At 64.2% G+C, this 21395-nt stretch carries 17 protein-coding genes; 10 read left to right on the top strand and 7 right to left on the bottom strand.

Annotated features, from left to right (window positions below; translation table 11 throughout):
* Positions 1-7 precede the first annotated feature (7 nt).
* The gene (locus I7X09_RS14335; protein WP_200317431.1) at positions 8-799 is read right to left on the bottom strand and encodes a cyclase family protein; all 792 of its coding nucleotides are present in this window, start codon (positions 797-799) and stop codon (positions 8-10) included.
* Between the two features lie 211 nt (positions 800-1010).
* Here I7X09_RS14335 and I7X09_RS14330 point away from each other — a divergent pair, with 211 nt between their 5' ends.
* Positions 1011-1595, top strand: a complete 585-nt coding sequence (locus I7X09_RS14330) for a TetR/AcrR family transcriptional regulator (protein ID WP_200317430.1) — start codon at positions 1011-1013, stop codon at positions 1593-1595.
* A 13-nt stretch (positions 1596-1608) separates the two neighbouring features.
* Here I7X09_RS14330 and I7X09_RS14325 read toward each other — a convergent pair whose 3' ends face one another.
* The 3 genes from I7X09_RS14325 to I7X09_RS14315 are packed head-to-tail and all read right to left on the bottom strand — an operon-like array spanning position 1609 to position 4069.
* A complete protein-coding gene (locus tag I7X09_RS14325) occupies positions 1609-2592 on the bottom strand; it encodes an alpha/beta hydrolase (protein ID WP_095969501.1) in 984 nt (327 codons plus the stop codon).
* Positions 2593-2611: 19 nt separating this feature from the next.
* Complete coding sequence (locus tag I7X09_RS14320; RefSeq protein WP_200317429.1) at positions 2612-3538, bottom strand: PIN domain-containing protein; 927 nt, start codon at positions 3536-3538, stop codon at positions 2612-2614.
* Between the two features lie 54 nt (positions 3539-3592).
* Positions 3593-4069 (bottom strand): GtrA family protein, encoded by a 477-nt coding sequence (locus I7X09_RS14315; protein WP_200317428.1) that lies wholly within the window; start codon positions 4067-4069, stop codon positions 3593-3595.
* A gap of 63 nt (positions 4070-4132) precedes the next feature.
* On the opposite strand from I7X09_RS14315, the gene I7X09_RS14310 reads away from it, so the two are divergent.
* From I7X09_RS14310 to I7X09_RS14290, 5 genes are all read left to right on the top strand, one after another.
* Positions 4133-5566 carry an FAD-binding oxidoreductase gene (locus I7X09_RS14310; RefSeq protein ID WP_124566833.1) on the top strand — a complete coding sequence of 478 codons (1434 nt, stop codon included), beginning with the start codon at positions 4133-4135 and terminating at the stop codon, positions 5564-5566.
* Positions 5563-6324, top strand: a complete 762-nt coding sequence (locus tag I7X09_RS14305; protein WP_019746424.1) for a decaprenylphospho-beta-D-erythro-pentofuranosid-2-ulose 2-reductase — start codon at positions 5563-5565, stop codon at positions 6322-6324. Before I7X09_RS14310 ends, I7X09_RS14305 begins: the two co-directional genes overlap by 4 nt.
* 90 nt (positions 6325-6414) lie before the next feature.
* On the top strand, positions 6415-8268 hold the full coding sequence (locus I7X09_RS14300; RefSeq protein ID WP_095969682.1) for a galactan 5-O-arabinofuranosyltransferase: 1854 nt from the start codon (positions 6415-6417) through the stop codon (positions 8266-8268).
* Positions 8269-8341: 73 nt separating this feature from the next.
* Positions 8342-8950 (top strand): TetR/AcrR family transcriptional regulator, encoded by a 609-nt coding sequence (locus I7X09_RS14295; RefSeq protein ID WP_124566834.1) that lies wholly within the window; start codon positions 8342-8344, stop codon positions 8948-8950.
* Positions 8951-9049: 99 nt separating this feature from the next.
* The gene (locus I7X09_RS14290; RefSeq protein ID WP_234036918.1) at positions 9050-9682 is read left to right on the top strand and encodes a hypothetical protein; all 633 of its coding nucleotides are present in this window, start codon (positions 9050-9052) and stop codon (positions 9680-9682) included.
* A 22-nt stretch (positions 9683-9704) separates the two neighbouring features.
* Here the strand turns inward: I7X09_RS14290 and I7X09_RS14285 are convergent, their stop codons facing one another.
* On the bottom strand, positions 9705-10376 hold the full coding sequence (locus I7X09_RS14285) for an MspA family porin (protein WP_234036917.1): 672 nt from the start codon (positions 10374-10376) through the stop codon (positions 9705-9707).
* 335 nt (positions 10377-10711) lie between these two features.
* Between I7X09_RS14285 and I7X09_RS14280 the strand changes: the two genes are divergently transcribed.
* Positions 10712-12544, top strand: a complete 1833-nt coding sequence (locus tag I7X09_RS14280) for a glycosyl transferase (RefSeq protein WP_200317423.1) — start codon at positions 10712-10714, stop codon at positions 12542-12544.
* 16 nt (positions 12545-12560) lie between these two features.
* On the opposite strand, the gene map is transcribed toward I7X09_RS14280, so the two are convergent.
* Complete coding sequence (gene map, locus I7X09_RS14275) at positions 12561-13325, bottom strand: type I methionyl aminopeptidase (protein WP_200317421.1); 765 nt, start codon at positions 13323-13325, stop codon at positions 12561-12563.
* Between the two features lie 49 nt (positions 13326-13374).
* Between map and I7X09_RS14270 the strand changes: the two genes are divergently transcribed.
* The 3 genes from I7X09_RS14270 (at position 13375) to I7X09_RS14260 (ending at position 20378) form a co-directional block, all read left to right on the top strand.
* Positions 13375-13644, top strand: coding sequence for a helix-turn-helix domain-containing protein (locus I7X09_RS14270; RefSeq protein ID WP_200317419.1), 270 nt, complete (start codon positions 13375-13377; stop codon positions 13642-13644).
* Positions 13645-13726: 82 nt separating this feature from the next.
* Positions 13727-17002 (top strand): arabinosyltransferase domain-containing protein, encoded by a 3276-nt coding sequence (locus I7X09_RS14265; protein ID WP_200317832.1) that lies wholly within the window; start codon positions 13727-13729, stop codon positions 17000-17002.
* A gap of 73 nt (positions 17003-17075) precedes the next feature.
* Entirely contained in the window at positions 17076-20378 is a 3303-nt protein-coding gene (locus I7X09_RS14260) for an arabinosyltransferase domain-containing protein (protein WP_095969495.1), read from the top strand.
* On the opposite strand, the gene I7X09_RS14255 is transcribed toward I7X09_RS14260, so the two are convergent.
* Positions 20375-21325: a DMT family transporter gene (locus I7X09_RS14255; RefSeq protein WP_200317417.1), complete on the bottom strand. Its 951-nt coding sequence runs from the start codon at positions 21323-21325 to the stop codon at positions 20375-20377. The genes I7X09_RS14260 and I7X09_RS14255 overlap by 4 nt on opposite strands.
* Between the last annotated feature and the right edge of the window lie 70 nt (positions 21326-21395).

Below are 21395 nucleotides of genomic sequence, written 5' to 3'. Positions count from 1 at the left end.
ATGCTGCTCAGACGAACGCGACCACACGAGCCGGGGCAGCGCTGGCTCGCGCAAGCTTGATCGGGAAAAACGCCACGTGAAATCCCGAGGGCGGAAGCGCGGCGAGGTTCGACAGCTGCTGAACGATGAATACTTCACGTTCGCGTCCGGCCCGGTGCCCGTCCCAGAGAACCGAGTTGTCGCCGGTGTCGCGAAATTTCTGCGCCATGACTGCAAAGCTCAAGTCCCAGCCGGCAGCGTCAGTGCCCAGCACCTTCGCGCCTTGCTCGGCGAGAAACAGCGTGCCTTCGCGACTCATCCCTGGATACTGAAAGAACCCTGGATCGGCCAAGGTGAAGCTCTCTTGTCCGGTACGGAGCAACACGGCACCACCCTGGGGAACGGACGCACCGTTTGCCGCCAGGGCAGCTTTCAGCGCGTCCACCGAGATCGGCTGATTCGCCTCGCACCGGCCGCGCAGGTCGAGCACCACTGTCTCGCAGAATAATTCATCCAACGCGATGTCTGTGATCGTGCGAGAAGGCTTACCCTCTGAGGTTGATCCGTAGTGCAACGGCGCGTCGACGTGTGTGCCCAGATGGCTGTTGAACTCACTCAACATCTCCGATCCCCACCCCTCACCGTCCGGAAGATCATGAACTCCGCACTGCAGTGCTGCCGCGAACTCGTCGCGTCCGGCACCTGCGGGGTGCGAGTAGGCCACCGAGGGGGCAACGACGGAAGCCAGTGCCTTCAAACCCTCGGGGAGCAGTTCCCGATCGGCCGGATCGAGAGTTCTAGTCAGATCGATGAGTTCCATGTCCGCCCATTTCCGTTAAGTTATTGGACGCTCAGCATAGAACTGGACGATCAACATAGGCAAGAGGGTATCGAGAGAGGAATACGGCCGTCCGATGGCCGGCCTCGTAGCATGAGTGCCGGTGCGCAGGTCTCGGCCCCGACGGGCACGTCGACGTCACCGCGTGCCGGAATTGGCTGCACTCGAGAACGAAAGAAGGCAGGAACACCGAATGGCGTCGACACGCAAGCAGGAGATTTCCGAGGAAACCAGACGGCGACTGGTGAAGGCCGCGGCCGAACTGGCTGCGGAAGGCGGGTCGGCCGCCATGTCCGTACAAGCCGTGGCGGAAAGATCCGGCATCAGCCGAGGGTCTGTGGCCTGGCACTTCGGATCGAAAGACGGGCTTCTACGAGCCGTCGTCGAAGACGCATTCCGGTGGGGCATGGAGAAGTTGCGCGCAGAGTTGGCATCATCCTCGGCGACCGGAATCGAAGCATTGATCGAAGCCAACTTCGTGTTGATGTCGTACCCCGAGGCACGAATTTTCTCGACCATCCTGATCGAAGCCGTGATTCCCGGGTCCACCATCCGCGAGACCTACGCAGAGCAGTACGTCGCAATGCGAACGCTGTACGCGGACTACCTGCGTTCGATCGACACACCGGTCGCCAATCCGGAGTTGGTTGCCGTCACCCTTCTGGCCAGCACTCTCGGAATCAACCTCCAACACCGCCTCGATCCCGACAACGTCGATCGACGTTCAGCGGTAACCGAACTCGAATCGATCTATGCCCGAGCACACGATAATCCATAGGTGAAACGGAAGTTCAACTTCCCGAACAACTTTCGCCCGCGGCCTGGGGTGGGACCGCATCGAGCCTGGTTCGAATGAACCTGGCAACGTCGCGTAACGCGGCCCGGCTCTCCGGCAAGCCAGGCCACACGGCGGGAAACGCGTGAACCTGACCGTTCCAGATCTGCAGCGAGCACGGCACCCCCGCGGCGGCGAGCCGCTGCGCCATCACCTCCGAATCAACTCTGAGAACCTCGGATTCGGCGGCGATCAGCAACGACGGTGGCAGCGCGGCCAGATCGCCGTCGACAGGTGAGTTCGTCTGTCCGCCAAGCTTTCCGATCGCTATCAATGCCGACACCGGGGCGATGACGTCGCGTCGAGCGTTGGCGTGAACCGATTTGGTGGTGCAATCGAGATCGAGGAGCGGCGAGAGTCCGACCAGCCCGGCGGGAACCTCGATTCCGGCGGCAACAGCTGCAAGCGCCGTCGCGAAAACCAGGAAACCTCCGGCCGAATCACCAACGAAGACAACCTTTTCCGGCAGTACTCCCTGTTCGAGGAGCCACCGGTATGCACCCAGACAGTCGTCGACGGACCCACTGATGCTCGTGCTCGGCAACTGCCGATACGCGACGTGCAGGACCGGAAGGCCGGTTCGCTTGGCGAGGCCGGCAACCACCGGTCGATGCGTGTTGAGCCCGCAACACATGAACCCGCCGCCGTGCAGGTAGAGAACTACACCGTCGCGCAGATCAGCCGTCGAGCCTGCCGTCCGCACGAGCTCACCGTCGAAACCTGGAAAACGAATCGCTTCCCGATCGATCCCGGAGGGAATGCGTACACCCGCGGCCGAGTCCAGCACTGCGGCGCGGCGCATGGCGCCAGGCGTCAGCGGAGCGATCCCGACCACTGGCCGAAGCATCCATCGACACGCGTTGTAGAGGACCTGCGATTCGATACTCGGCCTGCCGTATCGAGTTCCGGTCCTACGACTGACAGTCGGCAACAGAGACATCTGTCCAGATTAGAAGCGATCAGGCACCGAAGAGGTCGACTTCGTCGAGATCGTCGACGATCGTGACCTTTCGTTTCCGCCCGCCGATGACCTTGCCCAGACCGCGCAGTCCACCGGACTGAGCTTTCGGGGCGGGTTCGATGCGCTGCGGCGCAACTCTCGTCCGCGCTGCGCGCTGTACGGGCTTGGGCGCGGGAGCTGATGCCGGTGCCTCCGGAACGACGGGCGCTGCGGGAACCACGGGGGCCACGGGTTCGGGAATCTCTGCCGGAACGACCGCTTCCGGCTCCACGAAGCCCTGAGCAACCGGGGCCTCGGGTGCGACCTCAGCCACCTGCTCCACCTGCACCGGTCCGTCGATCAGCGGGATGTCCGACGCCCACCGGACCCGATACTCGAGGCCGCGCGCCGCCAGTTCACGCGCGAGATCCGCGTGCCAGACCCCGTCTTCGCCGTCGCCGTACGCCCGTGCGTCGGAGCTGACCCAGATCACGTCGACGCCCGGGTTCCGGTCGGCAAGATCGAGCACGGTCAGCCAGTTCAGGGTCGCCGGATATCCGTCACGTTTCTTCTTGTCGGTGTAGGGCCGACGCAGCGAGATCGCCCTCTCGGCCACCTCGAGATGCGACACGTCGACTGGATCGACCACTTCGACGCCGATCGCCACGAGGTCTTCGATCACGTCGTCGACATAGCCGTCGGCCTTGTCGTGAGCTGCGTCGACGAATCTGGTGAGGTCGCGCCGCAATCCCAGTCGGTCGTACATGCGCGCCTGGACGCTCAGGGCCGCGATCATCTCCGCCGATTCCTCGCGATAGCGACTCGCAACTTCGAGAACGACCAATCGCGGCACGACGACGCGGTGTCCGAGTGCGCGAGCGTCGGCGATGGCGGCGTCGAACCGTGCGCCCCTGGTCAGGGCCGAAGAATCGAGAACGATGATCATGGGCTCGATTCTCTCCCACGAAACCGGACGAATGCGCTAATCCACCCCGAACCGTTACTTGATCTTGAAGATCACTGCCCGCTGAACGATGAAGTTGATGACCGTCGCGGTGCCCTGCGCGATGACGAAGGCCAGCGGCATGCGCCACCACTCGTCGGCGAGCACATGCACCATCAGCGCGTTGAGCCCGACCTGAACCGCAAAAGTGATCGCATACAACGCGACGACAGCGATGAAGCGGGCGCGAGAAGGCTCGGCCTTGAACGTCCACCGCCGGTTGATCAGATACGCCGTCGTAGTGCCGGCAATAAAGCTGATCGACTTGGCCACGCTCAGATCGAGGCCGACGACCTTGAACAGGAATGCGTACAGCCCGTAGTCCACGACCGCCGACAACCCACCCGTCGCGACGAACCGGACGATCTGCGTTTTCAGGTCCAACGCGTCGTCGGCGATGTCCGTCGTGACCGGAATCTCGACGGGCAGCGGGACGTGGGGTTCGTGCTGGTGACTTGCAGGTGTTTCGGGCACGACGACGAGAGTAACCACTCGAGTCGGAGCCGTCGGCACTACTCCCAGGTAACCTCTACCTTGATGTCCACGACAGCAGAAGAGACGCCGAAGCCGGCTCTCCACACCCAAGCCCGCACCCTCACCGGTTGGGGACGCACCGCCGCCACCACCGCACAGGTGCTGTCCACCCCCGACGTGGAAGTGATCGCGAACGCGGTCGCCCAGGTTGCGGAACAGAACGATTCCAAGCCCTCGCATCTGCGACGCGGCGTCATCGCGCGCGGCCTCGGCCGCTCGTACGGCGACCCGGCGCAGAACGCCGGCGGGCTGGTCGTCGACATGAATGCACTCAGCCGCATTCATCGCATCGATCGCGACACCGCTCTGGTGGACGTCGACGCCGGCGTGAATCTGGACCAGCTGATGAAGGCTGCTCTGCCGTTCGGCCTGTGGGTTCCGGTCCTGCCGGGTACTCGCCAGGTCACGATCGGCGGCGCCATCGGCTCGGATATCCACGGCAAGAACCACCACAGCGCGGGCAGCTTCGGCAACCACGTCGTGTCGTTGGATCTGCTGACGGCCGACGGCAAGGTTCGCACTCTCACCCCCAAGGGCGGGCGCAACGATCCCAAGGCCGCGCTGTTCTGGGCCACGATCGGCGGCATGGGCCTGACGGGCATCATCCTGCGCGCCACCATCAAGATGACACCGACCGAGACGGCGTACTTCATTGCCGACGGCGACGTCACCAACAGCCTCGACGAGACCATCGCGCTGCACAGCGACGGCAGCGAGGCCAACTACGAGTACTCGAGCGCCTGGTTCGACGCGATTTCCGCGCCCCCGAAGCTCGGTCGTGCGGCAGTCTCGCGCGGATCGTTGGCGAAGCTCGATCAGCTTCCGGCCAAGCTGCAGAAGAACCCGCTCGCATTCGATGCACCGCAGTTGCTGACGTTCCCCGACGTCTTCCCGAACGGGCTGGCCAACAAGTTCAACTTCACCGCGATCGGTGAGGTCTGGTTCCGCAAGTCCGGCAAGTATCGCGGCAAGGTCCAGAATCTGACGCAGTTCTACCACCCCCTCGACATGTTCGGTGAGTGGAACCGCGCGTACGGATCCAACGGATTCCTGCAGTACCAGTTCGTGGTTCCGCCCGAGGCCGTCGACGAGTTCAAGAAGATCATCGTCGACATCCAGCGCAGCGGGCACTACTCGTTCCTCAACGTGTTCAAGCTGTTCGGCGAGGGCAACCAGGCGCCGCTGAGCTTCCCGATCCCGGGCTGGAACATCTGCGTCGACTTCCGTATCAAGCCGGGCCTGAACGAGTTCGTCACCGAACTCGACAAGCGTGTCCTCGAATTCGGTGGACGCCTCTACACGGCCAAGGATTCGCGAACGTCCGCGGAAACCTTCCACGCCATGTACCCGCGCATCGACGAGTGGATCGCGACGCGCCGCAAGTACGACCCCACAGGCGTTTTCGCCTCCGATATGTCCAGAAGGCTGGAACTGTGATCAACGCTGTAGGTAACCCGCAAACCGTTTTGCTTCTCGGTGGAACCTCCGAGATCGGCCTCGCCATCTGTGAGGAATACCTGAAGAAGGCGCCGCTCCGCGTCATTCTGGCGGCTCTTCCCGGCGACCCGGGACGCGAAGCTGCGGTCAAGCAGCTCGAAGCGAAGGGCGCCACCTCGGTGGAGCTCATCGACTTCGACGCCGTTGATTTCGAATCGCACCCGAAGGTCATCGACCAGGCGTTCTCCAACGGGGACGTCGACGTCGCCATCGTCGCCTTCGCACTGGACGGTGACTCCGAAGAGCTGTGGCAGAACCAGCGCAAGGCCGTTCTGGTGGCAAACGTCAACTACACCGCGTCCGTCTCGGTCGGCGTTCTTCTCGGCGAGAAGATGAAGGCTCAGGGCTTCGGCAAGATCATCGCGATGTCGTCGGTTGCCGGCGAGCGCGTCAAGCGTGCCAACTTCGTCTACGGCTCCACCAAGGCGGGCCTGGACGGCTTCTACCTCGGACTCGGCGAGGCTCTCGCGGAATTCGGACCGCAGGTAACCGTCGTTCGCCCCGGCATGGTGCGCACCCAGTTCAGCGCCCACGTCAAGGAAGCTCCGCTGACGGTCAACAAGGACATCGTCGCGAAGCTCGCTGTTGCCGCCTCGGACAAGGGCAAGGAAATCGTCTGGACTCCCGGCCCGTGGCGCTTCGTCATGATGGGTCTTCGCCACGTGCCGCGCCCGATCTTCCGGAAGTTGCCGGTTTAAGCTCCTCCCGTGCCAGAAACAACAACTGCTCCGAGTACAGACCTTTCGACCCCGTCGCCGTGGCGTAATGCCACGGCGACGGTGGTGGAAATGGTCCTCGGAGCGCTGGTCGCCGCTGTTGTAGCCGCTGTCGGGCTCTTTGCTTTCGGCCGAGTGCAGTGGCCGGCGTTCACATCGTCCAACGTCACGCAGGCGGTCACGACGGTCCTGCAGGTGCTCTGCATCGCGGTGATCGGTATCGCGGTTCTGATGTTCCGCGCCCGCAAAGCCGAGCGGGTCGCGAAGCTCCTCTCGTGGGCAGGGCTCTCCGGCTTCGTCACCACGACGCTCGGTCTTCCCCTCGCGGCGACAAGTCTGTATCTGCACGGCGTCTCCGTCGATCAGCAGTTTCGCACCGAATACCTGACCCGGTTGACGGATTCTGCTGCGCTGCAGGACATGACGTACGTGGATCTGCCGCCGTTCTACCCGGCCGGCTGGTTCTGGATCGGTGGACGCGTCGCGAACCTACTGGGCATGGACGGCTGGGAAGCCTTCAAGCCTTATGCGATCGGTTCCCTGGCAGTCGTCGCCGTCGTCGCACTCGTGTTGTGGACCAAGCTGATTCGACGCGATTGGGCCGTCGTCGCAGCACTGGCCGTCACTGCCGTCGTGTTGGCGTACAACTCTCCCGAGGCGTACGGCGCCGTCATCAACCTCCTGATCCCGCCGGTGCTGATCCTGGCGTGGGGGGCTCTCGATCGCCCGGGTGCCTCTCGATTTGCCGGAGCCGGCGCAATTCTCGGAACGGGCCTGTTCCTCGGTTTCGCCGCAACCGTCTACACGCTGTACCTCGGATTCGCCGCATTCGCCGTGACTCTGATGGCCGTCGTTGCCGCAGTACTTGCCGCACGCGCCCAGAACACGTGGAAAGCCGCGCTTGGCCCCCTCGTCAGGCTCGCTGTCATCGCCGTGATCTCCGGACTGGTCGCTCTGACCGTCTGGACTCCGTACCTGTTGAAGGCACTCTCCGGTGCCACCGCAGAATCCGGCACGGCAATGCATTACCTCCCCGATTCCGGTGCGGTGCTGCCCTTCCCGATGCTGAGTTTCTCGCTCGTCGGCGGCCTGTGCCTACTCGGCACGGTCTGGCTGATTTCGCGGTTCCTGTTCTCCCGCCGCGCCCGAGCACTCGGTATCGGTGTCATTGCCGTCTATCTGTGGGCGCTGCTGTCCATGACGTTCACCGTTGCCGGCAGCACGCTCCTCGGATTCCGGCTGGAGCCAGTGCTGATCGGACTGCTTGCCGCCGCCGGTGTGTTCGGTTTCTTCGAGTTCGCCGGCTGGATCGTCCTGGCCACCAGCGAAAATCCCCGCGTCAAAGCGGTACTCGTTGCACTCGGTGTCATCGGAGCCATCGCCTTCGCGCAGAACATCCCGCAGGTGCTGGCACCGGATATCGCTGTGGCATACAGCGATACCGACGGCAACGGTGAGCGCGGCGACAAGAGGCCACCCGGGGCCGAAGCCAATTACGCCGACATCGACCGGATCATCCGTGAGCAGTTGGGACGCGATCCCCACGACACAGTGGTGCTCACTGCCGACATCGGCTTCCTGAGCTTTTACCCGTACTTCGGCTTCCAAGGATTGACGTCGCACTACGCGAACCCGCTCGCCGACTTCCGCGCCCGCGCCGCGCTGATCGAGCAGTGGTCGGAACTGAAGACCCCTGACGAACTGATAGCTGCACTGGACTCGGCGCCGTGGCGCAGCCCCGACGCCTTCGTCTTCCGCCAGGGCGCCGACGGATACACACTGCGGTTGGCCGAGGACGTCTATCCCAACGACCCGAACGTCCGCCGCTACACGGTCACGTTCCCCAAGGAACTGTTCGACGATCCGCGATTCACCGTCACAGAGCAGGGCCCGTTTGTGGTCGTTACCCGCTCTGACGCGATCTAACCAGGAGATACGTCACAAAAGGCTTACCGCCGGGGTCGTTGACGCGACCCCGGCGCACCCCTAACTTCATACCGTGACCCGAACCGATGCCCGAGCGGCAATGATCGATGCAGCCGAGCGTCTGGTTGCCGAACGAGGTCTGGCCGCTCTGACGCTTCGAGATGTTCAGACCGAAGCCGGGCAGGCCAACAAGTCGGCTGCGCAGTATCACTTCGGTTCACGCGAGGGTTTGCTGGCGGCGGTCGTCGAGTCCAGAATGCGACCTGCCGGTGACCGTCGGCGTGACTTGCTCGATGCATTGGATCTGGAGTCGGATCCGCCCACGATGCGTGCTCTCGTCGAGGCTCTGGTCCTGCCGTTGGCGGAACAGACCATCTACCGTGAGGGCACTTTGTACGCACGGTTCCTGGTGCAGTCGATCTTCGACCCGGCCATGTCGTCGACCATCCGCGATCACATGCAGGCCGAGAGCTTCCGCGAAGTCCAGCGACGGATCGTCGCTGCGTCCTCGTTGCCGGCAGAAATCGCCGAGCTTCGGGCGGGAACTCTGACCGTGCTCGCCGTCGTCACTTTTGCCACCTGGGAGGGCCGCGTCGACAGCCGAGAACGTGCTCACGTCATCGTGGCCGACCTGATCGAAAGTTGTCTCGGAGCACTCTCGGCCCCGGCTGCGCAAATCTGACACGCCACCCGGCGAGTTTGTTTCCGAAACTGCCGGGGTACTCAGCCCCTCCAAGCGCAGTCGAGCAAACGGCCGCATCAACCACCGGCGGGGTAGGTGATGACAGTGAGCGAACTCGTTGCGCAAAGCCGCGAGCTTGTACCGCATCGTGCAGTTCTCGATTCCGCAGAGCATGTTCTGGTCATTGCACGTGGCAAACCGTTCGGGCGCGAGCAGGCCTTTCACGAAGTGTTGAGTGTCGCGATTCGCAACCGCATCGAAGTCCTCACTCTGGCAAGGGCTCTCATCGACGTGTCCGAGTCTCGCGACTACCGCGCGATCCCGACCGACACCGCGCACACCGTTGCGGTGCTCGAATGGGGCGAACTGCTCGAGATCCCGACCGAACACCACGAGAAGTCCAGAGCCGAATCGGCTGGGGACGTCGATGAATCGAGCGAACCCGACGACCCGGTCGAACCCGAGTATCTGGTCGAGACCGACGTGGGCGGGCGCGTCGTCTTTGTCGCCCTCGCGTTCACGATCGGCGGGATAGTCGGATTCTTCGCGCACGACTGGGCACTCCTGCTTCTGATCACCGCCGTGTACCTCGTGTGGATCGTGGCACGACTGGCCGCGAAGCTCGTGAGTGTTTCCCGCAGCGCTCATTGGGCGGACGCGGAGCCTATTCGTGGCACCGCGTCAACCACTCACAGCGCGGAACGCTCCCACCACCACGCTGTTGCAGCGTGACGGCGGGAGCGCCGGTACTGCGCTACAACCGTTGCGGCACACCGTAAGTGACTACGGTATCGCCATTCGAGGTGACAGCCTTCGCGTACGGCCTGATGGTCACCGGCCCGATTGCTCCCTGTACGTACCCGTGAACTCCGGAAAGCCGAACGGCCGCTTCGGGACCGTCGAATTCCTGATCTTCGAGCAGCGCGACGTCGGTGATACCGCCCGGCGCCAGATCGACGTCAAGTTCCTGTGACGGAATGATGTCGCCGCCGAGGATGACGTGATTCGAGAAGTCGACGCCCAGCGTGGGGTCCGGAATGAGTCCGATGCCGATGTCGGTGCCATTGTCGATCGCCCAGTCGAGACCGGGGCTGTTGAGAACGACCGTCGCGCCGGTCAACGCGATCGGATAGCCGATCTGATAACCGATCGTCAGCTTCGTGCCGGTGAAACTTGCTGCGTCCGGCCCGTCGATCTTCACGCCGGCAACCCCGTCGTGGAAGAACTCGACGCTCAGCGGTGAGCTGTCGAGAGGTGGAAAGACGTGGATAGCGGTATCAGCCTGATAGACCTCTATCCGATTTCCTTTGACGTCGGTGATCGAACTGGTGTTGTCGACGCCTGCCGACGCCGTCCCACCCCCCAGGACAACGGCCAACAGGGCCACTGCTCCCACTGCGCTACTGCGAACTGCTGTCTTCGACATGCACAAGCACCATCCCATCCGGTATAGGCCCCGGACGTAGGTTCCAACTCTTCGTCGAGGATGGGATTCGTCGGGGCTGCCTGAACAAACGCGAGCAAGATCCTTGTTGCGATACCCCGGTCACGAACCCGTCAAACGATGCACGAAAACATTACTTTCCGGACAAGTCGGGCGGACCGGTTTGTCCCGCTGACTGCGCCCGCTCGCAGACGCGAACCGTTTTGTTCGTTACTCTGACAGTGGAAGTTATCGAATCGAGACCTAAATAGGCCACCCCGAACTTCTGAGAACTGCGACTTCAGGGATGGGCGCCAGAACCGAAAGGCACCGACTGCATGACCGAGACCTTGCCCGACGTCCAACTGCTCGAAGAAGCACGTCCAGGGCGAGTCGGTTCAGCAGTGCGGCGCTCGGTCGTCCAGCGTGGGCGTCTTGTGGACCTCGCGATCATGGCGACGTTCACCGTTGCGGCGATCTACGTGATGTCGAACCTGTGGAGCGATCTTCAGTCCGGCTACCTCTTCAACGCAGGACGCGATCAGGCGATGTGGGAATGGTTCTTCGCCGACACCGCCCACGCGCTCGCCCAGTTCCGCAGCCCGCTGTTCAGTGACCTGCAGAATTACCCGCTCGGTGTGAACCTGATGGCCAACACCGCGATGTTCGGCATCAGCATCCCGCTGGCCCCGATCACGCTGTTCTTCGGACCGACGGCCACGTATGCGATCGGGCTGACCGCCGGCCTCGGCGGCACTGCCATCGCTTGGTACTGGGCATTCTCGCGGCACGTACTGACCGGTGTCTCCGTCCGCTCCAAGATCGCCGCCGCCGTCGGCGCGGGGTTCTGCGGATTCGCGCCCGCCATGATCTCGCACGCCAACGGTCATCCGAACTTCGTCGCTTTCTTCGTACTCCCCTTCATCTTCTTGCAGGTAGTACGCATCTCGAACGGCAAACGCCCGGTTCGCGACGGAATCGTTCTCGGCCTACTCGTCGCGTGGCAGATCTTCCTCGGCGAAGAGCCACTCCTCATCTTCACGATGTCAGCCATGGTGTTCGGCGCCGCCTACGCCCTGCCCGACCTGGCCAAATCCCGCCAGGCGATCAAGCGCGCGATGCCCGGCCTCGTGATCGGCGGCGCAGTCACACTCCTGATCACCGCGGTGCCGCTGTGGTCGCAGTTCTTCGGCCCGGCGAGCTACGACGGCGTCTCACACGGTCAGGCCGGCAACGACACCGCTGCACTCACCACGTTCCCGACCGAATCGGTCGCGGGCGATCCCGAGGGCGCGGAGTTCCGGATGAACCCGACCGAGGAGAACGCGTACTTCGGCTGGCCGTTGGTGCTCCTGCTTCTCGGTGCAACGGTGTGGTTGTGGCGCATCCGCCTGACCCGCGCTGCGGCCGCCGTGATCGTGGTCATGGGTGTGCTCTCACTCGGGTCAGAACTGACCATCGACGGTGACAAGACCGGCATCACCCTGCCGTGGAAACTCCTCGCCGACTTGCCGTTGTTCGAATCGGTGCTCGAATCCCGATTCGCCATGGGCGCGATTCCGGCGATCGGACTGCTGCTCACCCTCGGCACCTACCGCGCTTTCGTCGAACTTCGTGGACCGCGCCGCACGGCAGCCGGTGTCTGGCTGGTGGCGCTCGCCGTCGCGATGATTCCCCTCATCCCGACGCCCATCGACGCCGATCAGCGATCTGCGACCCCAGAATTCATCACCAGCGGCTCGTGGGAGAACTACGTCAGCGACGGCACCTTGGTGACGGTCCCCGTCGCGAGCGCCGAAGACGCCCGCGCACTGAGCTGGCAGGTCGACGCCGACTTCGGCTTCCCCATCGCCGGCGGGTACTTCGTCGGCCCGGATTCGAAGACCCGCGCCGGAATCTACGGCGCCGAGTCCCGGCCCACCTCGACCCTGCTGGTCAATGCCAAACAAACCGGCAAGGTTCCGTTGATCGACGTGGGCACCAGAGCCAACGCGCTGACCGACCTGCGGTACTGGCACGCCGACGTCCTGGTGCTTCCCCGATTCTCCGGCGACGACGCCCTGCGCCACACGGTCGACGAGCTGGTCGGCTTCGACGCCAAGCGCGTCGACGACGTGTGGGTGTGGGACGTACGAGACCTCGTGAGCGGCAAGACCTCGAACCAGAGCTAGCCAACTGCAGGGTTGATCAGCGGGTCATGATCACCGGACCGTCTTCGGTGATCGCGACCGTGTGCTCACTGTGCGCAGCCCTGGCGCCCGAAACGGTACGGAGGGTCCACCCGTCGGCGTCGTGCCGGTAGTCGTCGGTTCCGTCGGCGATGAGCATCGGTTCGATCGCGATGACCAGGCCGGGCCGTAGCCGGAAGCCTTTGCCTGCTCGACCTTCGTTGGGCACGTCCGGCCCTTCGTGCATCTCGCGGCCGATGCCGTGCCCACCGTGATCGGCCAGCATGCCGTACCCGCGTCCGCGCGCGTACTGTCCGATCGCGGCACCGATGTCGCCCAATCGGTTTCCGGGCTGAGCGGCGGCAATGCCACGGGCAAGTGCCTCGTCGGTCGCGTCGATCAGTGCCTGATCCTCACTGCTCCCCTGCCCGACGGTGAAGCTGATGGCGGAATCACCACACCAACCGTCGAGTCTCGCACCGCAGTCGATGCTGACCAGATCACCGTCACGGAGTCGGTACCCATTCGGGATACCGTGCACCACAGCATCGTTCACACTCGCACAAATGGCGCCGGGGAACGGTGTCGGCGCCGTTGCCGGCCGGTAGTTCAAGAACAGCGCCGAGGCACCGGCTGCCGAGATAACCTCCGCGGCAACGGCGTCCAGCTCGAGCAACGTCACCCCGACGTTCGCCGCCGCACGCGCCGCAGCCAGAGCCTGCGCCGTGATACTTCCCGCCGCCGCCATCGCCTCGATTTCGCCTGCGGTCTTGATTTCGACCATCTCGAACACCTTCCTTGTCGAATAACTATACCGGTATTACTATAAGCACATGGTGCGCGTGCCGCTGACGGCGGAAGAACTCGAACGAGGACTACGACTGGGTGAACTCCTGCGATCTGCGCGGGGGGACCGAAGCATGGTTCAAATAGCGCTCGACGCCGGGATCTCGGTCGAAACTCTGCGCAAGATCGAAACCGGACGCATCGCGACACCCGCCTTCTTCACCATCAGCGCGGTCGCGGAAGTGTTGGGTATTTCACTCGACACCATCGCCCGAACACTTGAAACACCACAATCCGAACAGGAAGTTGCATCCTGAGTAGTTCTCTCAGGATGTGCGGGCCCGCACTCGCCTAACATCGTTCCTTGTGCCGTCTGAAGTAGTAGTGCCCCCGAAACCCGTGCCCACTGGCCCCGATGCTCCCCGAGAATCGGATTCCCAGAGAGTCCGGACGGCACGACTCATCGCGATAGTCACCGGCCTTCTGGGCTTGCTACTTGCACTCGCGACGCCCTTCCTGCCCGTCAAGCAGGAAGCCGCGAGCATCGACTGGCCGCAGGGTGGGACCGTCAACAGCGTCTCGTCGCCGCTGATCTCCTACTCGCCCACATCGCTGGACATCAGCATCCCGTGTTCGACCTTCGGCCAATTGGGCGGCAGCGGCGGCACACTGCTCTCGACCATGCCGAACGGTGCTCCGGACCGAAACGCTCGCGGCCTCACCGTCCGCACCACGGCCGACCGCCTCGAAGCACTCACCCGCGATTCGGTGCTGATCTCGGCCCCGCTCGATCAACTGAGCGGATGCACCGCGCTCACCATCACGACCAACTCCGAGCAGACCGTCGCGGCCGTCACCGGAATCGACGGCGTCGGCGCCACCTTGACCGGCGACTACCGCCCACAGGTGGTCGGCATCTTCACCGACCTGCAGGGCGCAGCGCCCGCCGGACTGTCCGCCCACATGGACGTCGACTCCCGGTTCTCGTCCAGCCCCACACTTCTCAAACTGTTCGCGATGATCGTCGCGGCACTCTCGACCATCGTCTCGCTGTACGCACTGCACCGGATCGACGGCGTCGACGGCCGTCGTGCGCGGCGGTTCCTACCGGCACGGTGGTGGAAGTTCACCGGCATCGACGCCCTGGTTATCGGCACGCTGGCGCTCTGGCATGTGTTCGGCGCCAACACTTCCGACGACGGCTACCTGCTCGGCATGGCCAGAGTCTCGGAGCACTCCGGGTACATGGCGAACTACTTCCGTTGGTTCGGCGTCCCCGAAGCGCCCTTCGGTTGGTATTACGACGTGCTGGCTCTGTTCGCGAAGGTCAGCACCGCAAGCATGTGGATGCGCCTTCCCGCGTTGATCGCCGGCATTCTGTGCTGGATGGTGATCAGCCGCGAGGTGATACCGCGACTCGGTGTTGCGGTGCGCCGCAACAAGGTTGCCATCTGGACCGGCGGGCTCGTGTTCCTCGCCTTCTGGTTGCCGTACAACAACGGCCTGCGTCCCGAGCCCATCATCGCCCTCGGCGCTCTGCTCACGTGGTGCTCCATCGAACGCGCCATCGCCACCGGACGTCTGTTGCCCGCCGCTATGGCGGTGCTGATCGCCGCATTCTCGTTGGCCGCCGGGCCTTCGGGGCTGATCGCGATCGGCGCGTTGATCGCCGGCGCCCGGCCGATCCTGCAGATCCTGATCGCCCGCGGCAAGCGCGTCGGCTTCCTGTCCCAGATCATGCCGATCCTCGCGGCCGGAACCGTGGTGCTCGTCGCCGTCTTCGCAGATCAAACCCTCGCGACAGTTCTCGAATCCACCAGGGTGCGAACCGCCGTCGGACCGAACGTTCCGTGGTTCGAGGAACGGTTGCGGTGGGACGCACTGATGACCATTTCCCCCGACGGTTCACTGGCGCGCCGCTTCGGCATGTTCGTCATGATCGTCGGACTCGTCTTCTGCGTGATGATGATTTTGCGCAAGGGCCGGGTCCCCGGCACCGCGATCGGACCGTCGCGCCGAATCCTCGGCATCGTGTTCGCATCGCTGCTCCTGATGCAGTTCACCCCGACGAAGTGGACTCACCACTTCGGCGTGTACGCCGGGCTGGCCGCCACGGTGGCCGTGCTCGCTGCCGTCGGCGTGAGTGCGTCGAGCATGCGTTCCAAACGAAACCGCGCGCTGTTCGCCGCCGGCATCCTGTTCATCCTCGCTGTGGCGTTCACGAGTTCCAACGGCTGGTGGTACGTCTCGAGTTACGGCGTCCCGTGGTGGGACAAGCCACCGTCAATCGCCGGCAAGGGATTCTCGACGGCCTTCCTCGGTCTCACCATCCTCGCGCTGCTGCTGGCAGCCTGGTACCACGTCATGGAGCCGCGCGAGCGAAACGGCACAGAAGACGGCGTCGAGAAGACGGACAGCGTCGAGAAGACAAGGCGCCTTCGCCTCCTCGCCCCGTCACCGTTGACCATCGCAGCGGGAGCTGTCGTGCTCTTCGAGGTGCTGTCCCTACTCAAGGGAGCAGTCGCGCAGTACCCGGCGTATTCGATCGGCAAGTCCAACATCGAATCGGTCTTCGGTGGCAGCTGCGGTCTCGCAGGCGAGGTACTCGTCGAGTCCGATCCGAACGCCGGCGTTCTGCAATTGGTCGACAGGCCCACCGATCTCGCCGGCGCCGGTGCATTCGGCGCGAGCGAATCGACCGGATTCTCCCCGGACGGGGTCGCAGGCGATCTCACGGCCGATGCCGAAGACTCGACGGCAGGTAGTGCAAACAGCCTCGACACGACCACATCTCAGTCCGGCACCACCACCACGCCCGGAACCGGATCCGGAACTGCCGGCGGCTCGCAGTCCACGGCGGGCGTCAACGGCAGCAACGTCGCGCTCCCGTTCGGGCTCGATCCCGCAAAGACGCCGGTGCTCGGCAGCTACGGAGCACCCCAGAACGCGTCGCTGACCACCGGTTGGTACTCACTACCCGAGCGCAACGACGCCGCACCGCTCCTCACCGTCGCGGCTGCGGGACGTATTCGCTACGTCAATTCCGACGGCATCGTCACCCCCGGCGCGGTACTGCAGGTCGAGTACGGCAAGAAGCAGGCCGACGGAAGCGTCGATGCGCTGGGACGAGTCGATCCGATCGACATCGGCCCGTCGCCGTCGTGGCGCAACCTGCGCGTGCCGATGGATCAGCTGCCCGCCGACGCCGACACCGTGCGTCTGGTGGCCAGTGACACCGACATCAGTGCGGACCAGTGGCTGGCGGTCACACCGCCGCGAGTGCCGACGATGCGCACGCTGCAGGACGTCGTCGGATCCACCGATCCGGTCCTGATGGACTGGGCCGTCGGTCTTGCCTTCCCGTGCCAACGTCCGGTCGATCATCTGTACGGCGTCGCCGAGATCCCCGAGTGGCGCATCCTGCCCGACCGCATCGGCGCAGAGTCCACCAACGCCTGGCAGGACCACTACGGCGGCGGACCACTCGGTTGGACCAGCGAACTGCTCTCGGCCAGAGCGTTGCCCACCTATCTGGACAACGACTGGGATCGGGACTGGGGTTCGCTCGAGCAGTACACACCGCTCGATTCGGACGCGGTTCCCGCGCAGATGAACGTCACCACCGAGACCCGGTCGGGCACCTGGACACCGGGCCCGATTCGTTACCAGTCGTAACTGTTACGCGTGGACCTACCAACCACCCGGTCACGGTAGGTCCACGCTCAGCCCTGACATACCATCGGTAGCCGTGCCCGACGCCGTGACAGCTTCACCTCAGACTTCGAGTTCGCCGCCTCCTGCTGGTCAGGATGCCCGCGAGCGTTTCCATCGCACTCGATGGGTCGCGATCATCGCCGGCTTGCTCGGCTTCGTGCTCGCACTGGCAACTCCGTTGCTTCCTGTCGTGCAGACGACGGCGACGGTCAACTGGCCACAGAACGGCGTGATCGGCGACGTCGAGGCACCTCTGATGGCGCAGGTTCCCATCGACGTCAACGCGTCGATCCCCTGCACCGCGGTCAGCTCGCTCCCCGAGGGTGGCGGCATCCTCATGTCGACAGCGCCTGCTCAGGGCGACGGCGCCGCACTCTCCTCGATGTTCGTCCGCGTGTCCGCGACCAGTGTCGACGTGCTCGATCGCAATGTCGTGGTCGCTTCGGCGGCGCGCGAGGACGTCGAGTCGAGTCGCTGCGGAGCCATCGCGTTCAGCTCGGACGTCAATCGGACCGCCGCCGAGTTCGTCGGACTGACCTATCCCGACGGCAACCCGATTCGTGGCCAGCTCGACGGCGACTTCCGCCCGCAGGTGGTCGGTGTCTTCAGCGACCTGCCCGACGGCGCTGCCCCCGACGGCCTCGGCTTCTCGATGACGATCGATTCACGATTCTCGTCGAGCCCCAGCGTCGTGAAGCTGGTCGCGATGATCGTGGCCGTCCTCTCGACCATCGTCGCGCTGATCGCCCTGGCCCGCCTCGACGGCACCGACGGCCGCAAGCACCGACGCTTCCTGCCTGCACGCTGGTGGAAGTTCTCCGGCATCGACGGAGTTGTGGTCGGCACACTGGTTGTCTGGCACTTCATCGGCGCGAACACCGCCGACGACGGTTATCTCCTCACCATGGCCCGAGTCTCGCCGGACGCGGGATACATGGCCAACTACTTCCGTTGGTTCGGCGTTCCCGAGGCTCCGTTCGGTTGGTACTACGAAGTGCTGGCCGTGATGGCGAAGATCTCGACCGCGAGCCCGTTCATGCGCCTGCCCGCTCTGCTCGCCGGAATCCTCTGCTGGATGGTCATCAGCCGCGAGGTCGTCCCGCGTCTCGGCCGGGCGGTTCGCCGGAACAACGTCGCGCTGTGGACCGGCGGGCTGGTGTTCCTGTCCTTCTGGCTGGCGTACAACAACGGTCTTCGCCCCGAGCCCATCGTGGCTCTCGGCGCACTGCTCACCTGGTGCTCCATCGAGCGCGCCATCGCCACCGGACGCCTGCTTCCCGCGGCCACCGCAATCTTGATCGGTGCCTTCACTCTTGCCGCCGCGCCCACCGGATTGATGTGTATCGCAGCCCTTCTCGCCGGTGTGCGCCCATTGGTGCGCATCGTCGTCAAGCGTCACCGACTGGTCGGCACACTGCCGCTTCTCGCACCGATCGCCGCTGCCGGAACCATCGTGCTGGTGGTCATCTTCGCCGACCAGACCTTTGCCGGCGTCATGGAAGCCACGCGCGTCCGAACGATCATCGGCCCCAATCTCGAGTGGTACCAGGACTTCCTGCGCTACTACTACCTCTTCGTCCAGACCGTCGACGGCTCGGTTGCCCGACGCTTCGCGTTCTTGACGATGATCCTGTGCCTCTTCACGACGCTCTTCGTGTTGTTGCGCCGCGGCCGCGTCCCCGGCGCGGCAACCGGTCCGTCGTGGCGCCTGGTCGGCGTCGTCTTCGGCACGATGTTCCTGATGATGTTCAACCCCACCAAGTGGACTCACCACTTCGGTGCGTACGCGGGCATCGCCGGTTCTCTCGCCGCGCTGACCGCCGTCGCCGTGTCCGCGTCGGCCCTGCGCTCACGTCGTAACCGATCGGTGTTCGTGGCCGGACTCCTCCTGATGCTGGCGTTGACGTTCGCCGGTATCAACGGCTACTGGTACGTCTCGAGTTACGGCGTGCCGTGGTTCGACAAGACCATCTCCTACGACGGCCGTGAATCCAACACACTGTTCCTCGCGCTCTTTGCTCTCGCCTTGGCCTTTGCCGCCTGGCAGTATCTGCGTGAGGGATTTGCAGCTCCGCCCGAGAAGCCGAACACGGCCAAGGGCAGACGAATTCGCAAGTTCGCGGCCGCTCCGCTCACCGTGATCGCCGGTCTGATGGTCCTGTTCGAGGTGCTCTCGCTGCTCAAGGGAGCGGTGTCGCAGTACCCGGCGTACTCGCTGGGCCGAAGCAACATCGAGGCACTCGCGGGCAAGACCTGCGGCATGGCCGAGGACGTCCTGGTCGAGACCGACGTCAATTCCGGGAATCTACGTCCGCTCACCGCTCCCGGATTCAACGCCGAGGATCCGTTGTCCGGAGTTGATTCGAAGGGTTTCTCCCCCAACGGGGTTCCCAGCGATCTCACTGCGGATTACATCGAAGTCAAGCAGGGCATGGGCAATACCGACACCCAGAGTGTCGGCCCCAGCTTCGCCACCGGTTCCGGCGCCGGAACCAGCGGCGGCACCGGCAACATCGGCGTCAACGGCAGCACGGCCAAACTCCCCTTCGGTCTCGATCCGTCGAAGACGCCGGTCATGGGCAGCTACCAGCCCGGCGTGCAGGAACCTGCTTCCCTCATCTCGAGTTGGTACGGATTGCCCACTCGCAGTGAAGAATCACCGCTGGTGGTCATGTCCGTGGCGGGCCGCGTGTGGTCCGTCGACAACACCGGTGCGATCACGTACGGCCAGTCGCTGCTGGTCGAGTACGGAAAAACTCAGCCCGACGGAACCGTGCAGGTTCAAGGTTCGTACATGCCGCGGGACATCGGGCCCGCGCCGTCGTGGCGCAACGTCCGCATCCCCATCGACGAACTCGCGCCGGACGCCGACGCCGTTCGAGTGGTCGCGTTCGATCCCAACCTCACAGGCGATCAGTGGATGGCATTCACGCCGCCGCGCGTGCCGAAGCTCGAGTCCCTGAACTCGTACATCGGCAACGAGCAGCCGGTCCTCCTGGACTGGGCTGTCGGCCTTCAGTTCCCGTGCCAACGTCCGTTCACACATCAGAACGGTGTGGCCGAGATGCCGAACTTCCGCATCCTCCCGGACCGTCCCCTGGCCGTCAGCTCCACCGACACCTGGCAGTCCGCGGACAACGGTGGCCCACTCGGGTTCACCGAGGTCCTCGCCGGTGCGACGACGGTTCCGACGTACCTGAAGGACGACTGGGCGCGGGACTGGGGATCACTCGAGCGGTACGACCGGTACTTCCCCAATGCTGTTCCGGCAGAGGTGGAGACGGGCACGGCAACCCGCTCGGGCATGTGGATGCCCGGCGAGATGCGGGTGCACTAGCCTGCGCTGCCTACTCGGGTGACTGCTCGGGTGCGACGTACGGAGACGGCCGAGACCGCTCCGACAACGACGACGCACCCGAGTAGTTGCCCAACGCCTGGCCGTTCACCGAGCAGCACAACCGCCAGCAGTACGGCGAGCACCGGTTGCATGAGCAGGAGCGTCGCGCCTACCTCGGCGGGAAGCCGAGGGAGCGAGTGTCCCATCAGCATCCAGCCGAACACCTGGCCCACCAGCGCCAGTGCCGCGAGCCAGCCGAACGCTTCCCAACCCGGGACGAAATCGATCCGGCCCCACAGTGATCCGATCACGGAGCCGGCGATGCCCGCGGACGTCGTCGAGATCAACACCTGGCTCGCTGCCCGATCCGCCTCGCCCGTCCGGCCGACCACGAAGATGTAGCCGCCGTAGGCGATTCCGGAGACGAGCGAGAGCGCCGTTCCCCACAGCAGTTCGTCGCCAGTGCCCCCGCCCCCGAACACGCCGCCCGCCAAGGCGATTCCCGTGAACATGAACGGCAGGGCAAAGACGAAGCGCATCGGAACCTTGTTACCGAACACCAACCAGGACAGTGTGGGCACCACGATCACCTGCACGTTCACGACGACGCTCGCCATACCCGCGCCGATCATGAGAATCGACTGCGACCACAACGCGAAATCCAATCCGAGCAGCAGACCACCCAGCACCTGCAGAACGACTGCCCGCCTGCTCGGCTTGCCCACCCGGCGGTACTCCCGCCACACCAACCACAACAGCGGCGGCAAAGCGAGGAAGCAACGGAAGAAGACTGCCGTCGAAGGCCCGACATCGGCCAGCTTGATGAGGAGCGAACTGATCGAGATCGCAGCTGCGCCTCCGACGACAAGCAGTCGAGGGTCGATGCGCCCCCGAGGAGTTCGGGTGGGTGTCGGTGTCTGCGCAGTCGCGGAGGTCAGAGTGGTCACTCGACAATGTTCCTGCCGCTAACTATTCAGCACAAGCAAATGTTCAGACCGTATATTCAGTAGTATTACT

The sequence above is a fragment of the Rhodococcus sp. P-2 genome (assembly GCF_016598535.1).
GTDB lineage: Bacteria > Actinomycetota > Actinomycetes > Mycobacteriales > Mycobacteriaceae > Rhodococcus_F > Rhodococcus_F baikonurensis.
Note: the sequence above shows the minus strand (reverse complement) of the source record. Positions and strands in the feature narration are given on the sequence as shown.

Bases quoted from the DNA above. Each gene is read 5' to 3' on its own strand.
- I7X09_RS14310 (WP_124566833.1), top strand. From the start codon at position 4,133: ATGTCCACGACAGCAGAAGAGACGCCGAAGCCGGCTCTCCACACCCAA.
- I7X09_RS14335 (WP_200317431.1), bottom strand. From the start codon at position 799: ATGGAACTCATCGATCTGACTAGAACTCTCGATCCGGCCGATCGGGAA.
- I7X09_RS14300 (WP_095969682.1), top strand. From the start codon at position 6,415: ATGGTCCTCGGAGCGCTGGTCGCCGCTGTTGTAGCCGCTGTCGGGCTC.
- I7X09_RS14325 (WP_095969501.1), bottom strand. From the start codon at position 2,592: ATGTCTCTGTTGCCGACTGTCAGTCGTAGGACCGGAACTCGATACGGC.
- I7X09_RS14330 (WP_200317430.1), top strand. From the start codon at position 1,011: ATGGCGTCGACACGCAAGCAGGAGATTTCCGAGGAAACCAGACGGCGA.
- I7X09_RS14290 (WP_234036918.1), top strand. From the start codon at position 9,050: ATGACAGTGAGCGAACTCGTTGCGCAAAGCCGCGAGCTTGTACCGCAT.
- I7X09_RS14270 (WP_200317419.1), top strand. From the start codon at position 13,375: ATGGTGCGCGTGCCGCTGACGGCGGAAGAACTCGAACGAGGACTACGA.
- I7X09_RS14285 (WP_234036917.1), bottom strand. From the start codon at position 10,376: ATGTCGAAGACAGCAGTTCGCAGTAGCGCAGTGGGAGCAGTGGCCCTG.
- I7X09_RS14320 (WP_200317429.1), bottom strand. From the start codon at position 3,538: ATGATCATCGTTCTCGATTCTTCGGCCCTGACCAGGGGCGCACGGTTC.
- map (WP_200317421.1), bottom strand. From the start codon at position 13,325: ATGGTCGAAATCAAGACCGCAGGCGAAATCGAGGCGATGGCGGCGGCG.
- I7X09_RS14280 (WP_200317423.1), top strand. From the start codon at position 10,712: ATGACCGAGACCTTGCCCGACGTCCAACTGCTCGAAGAAGCACGTCCA.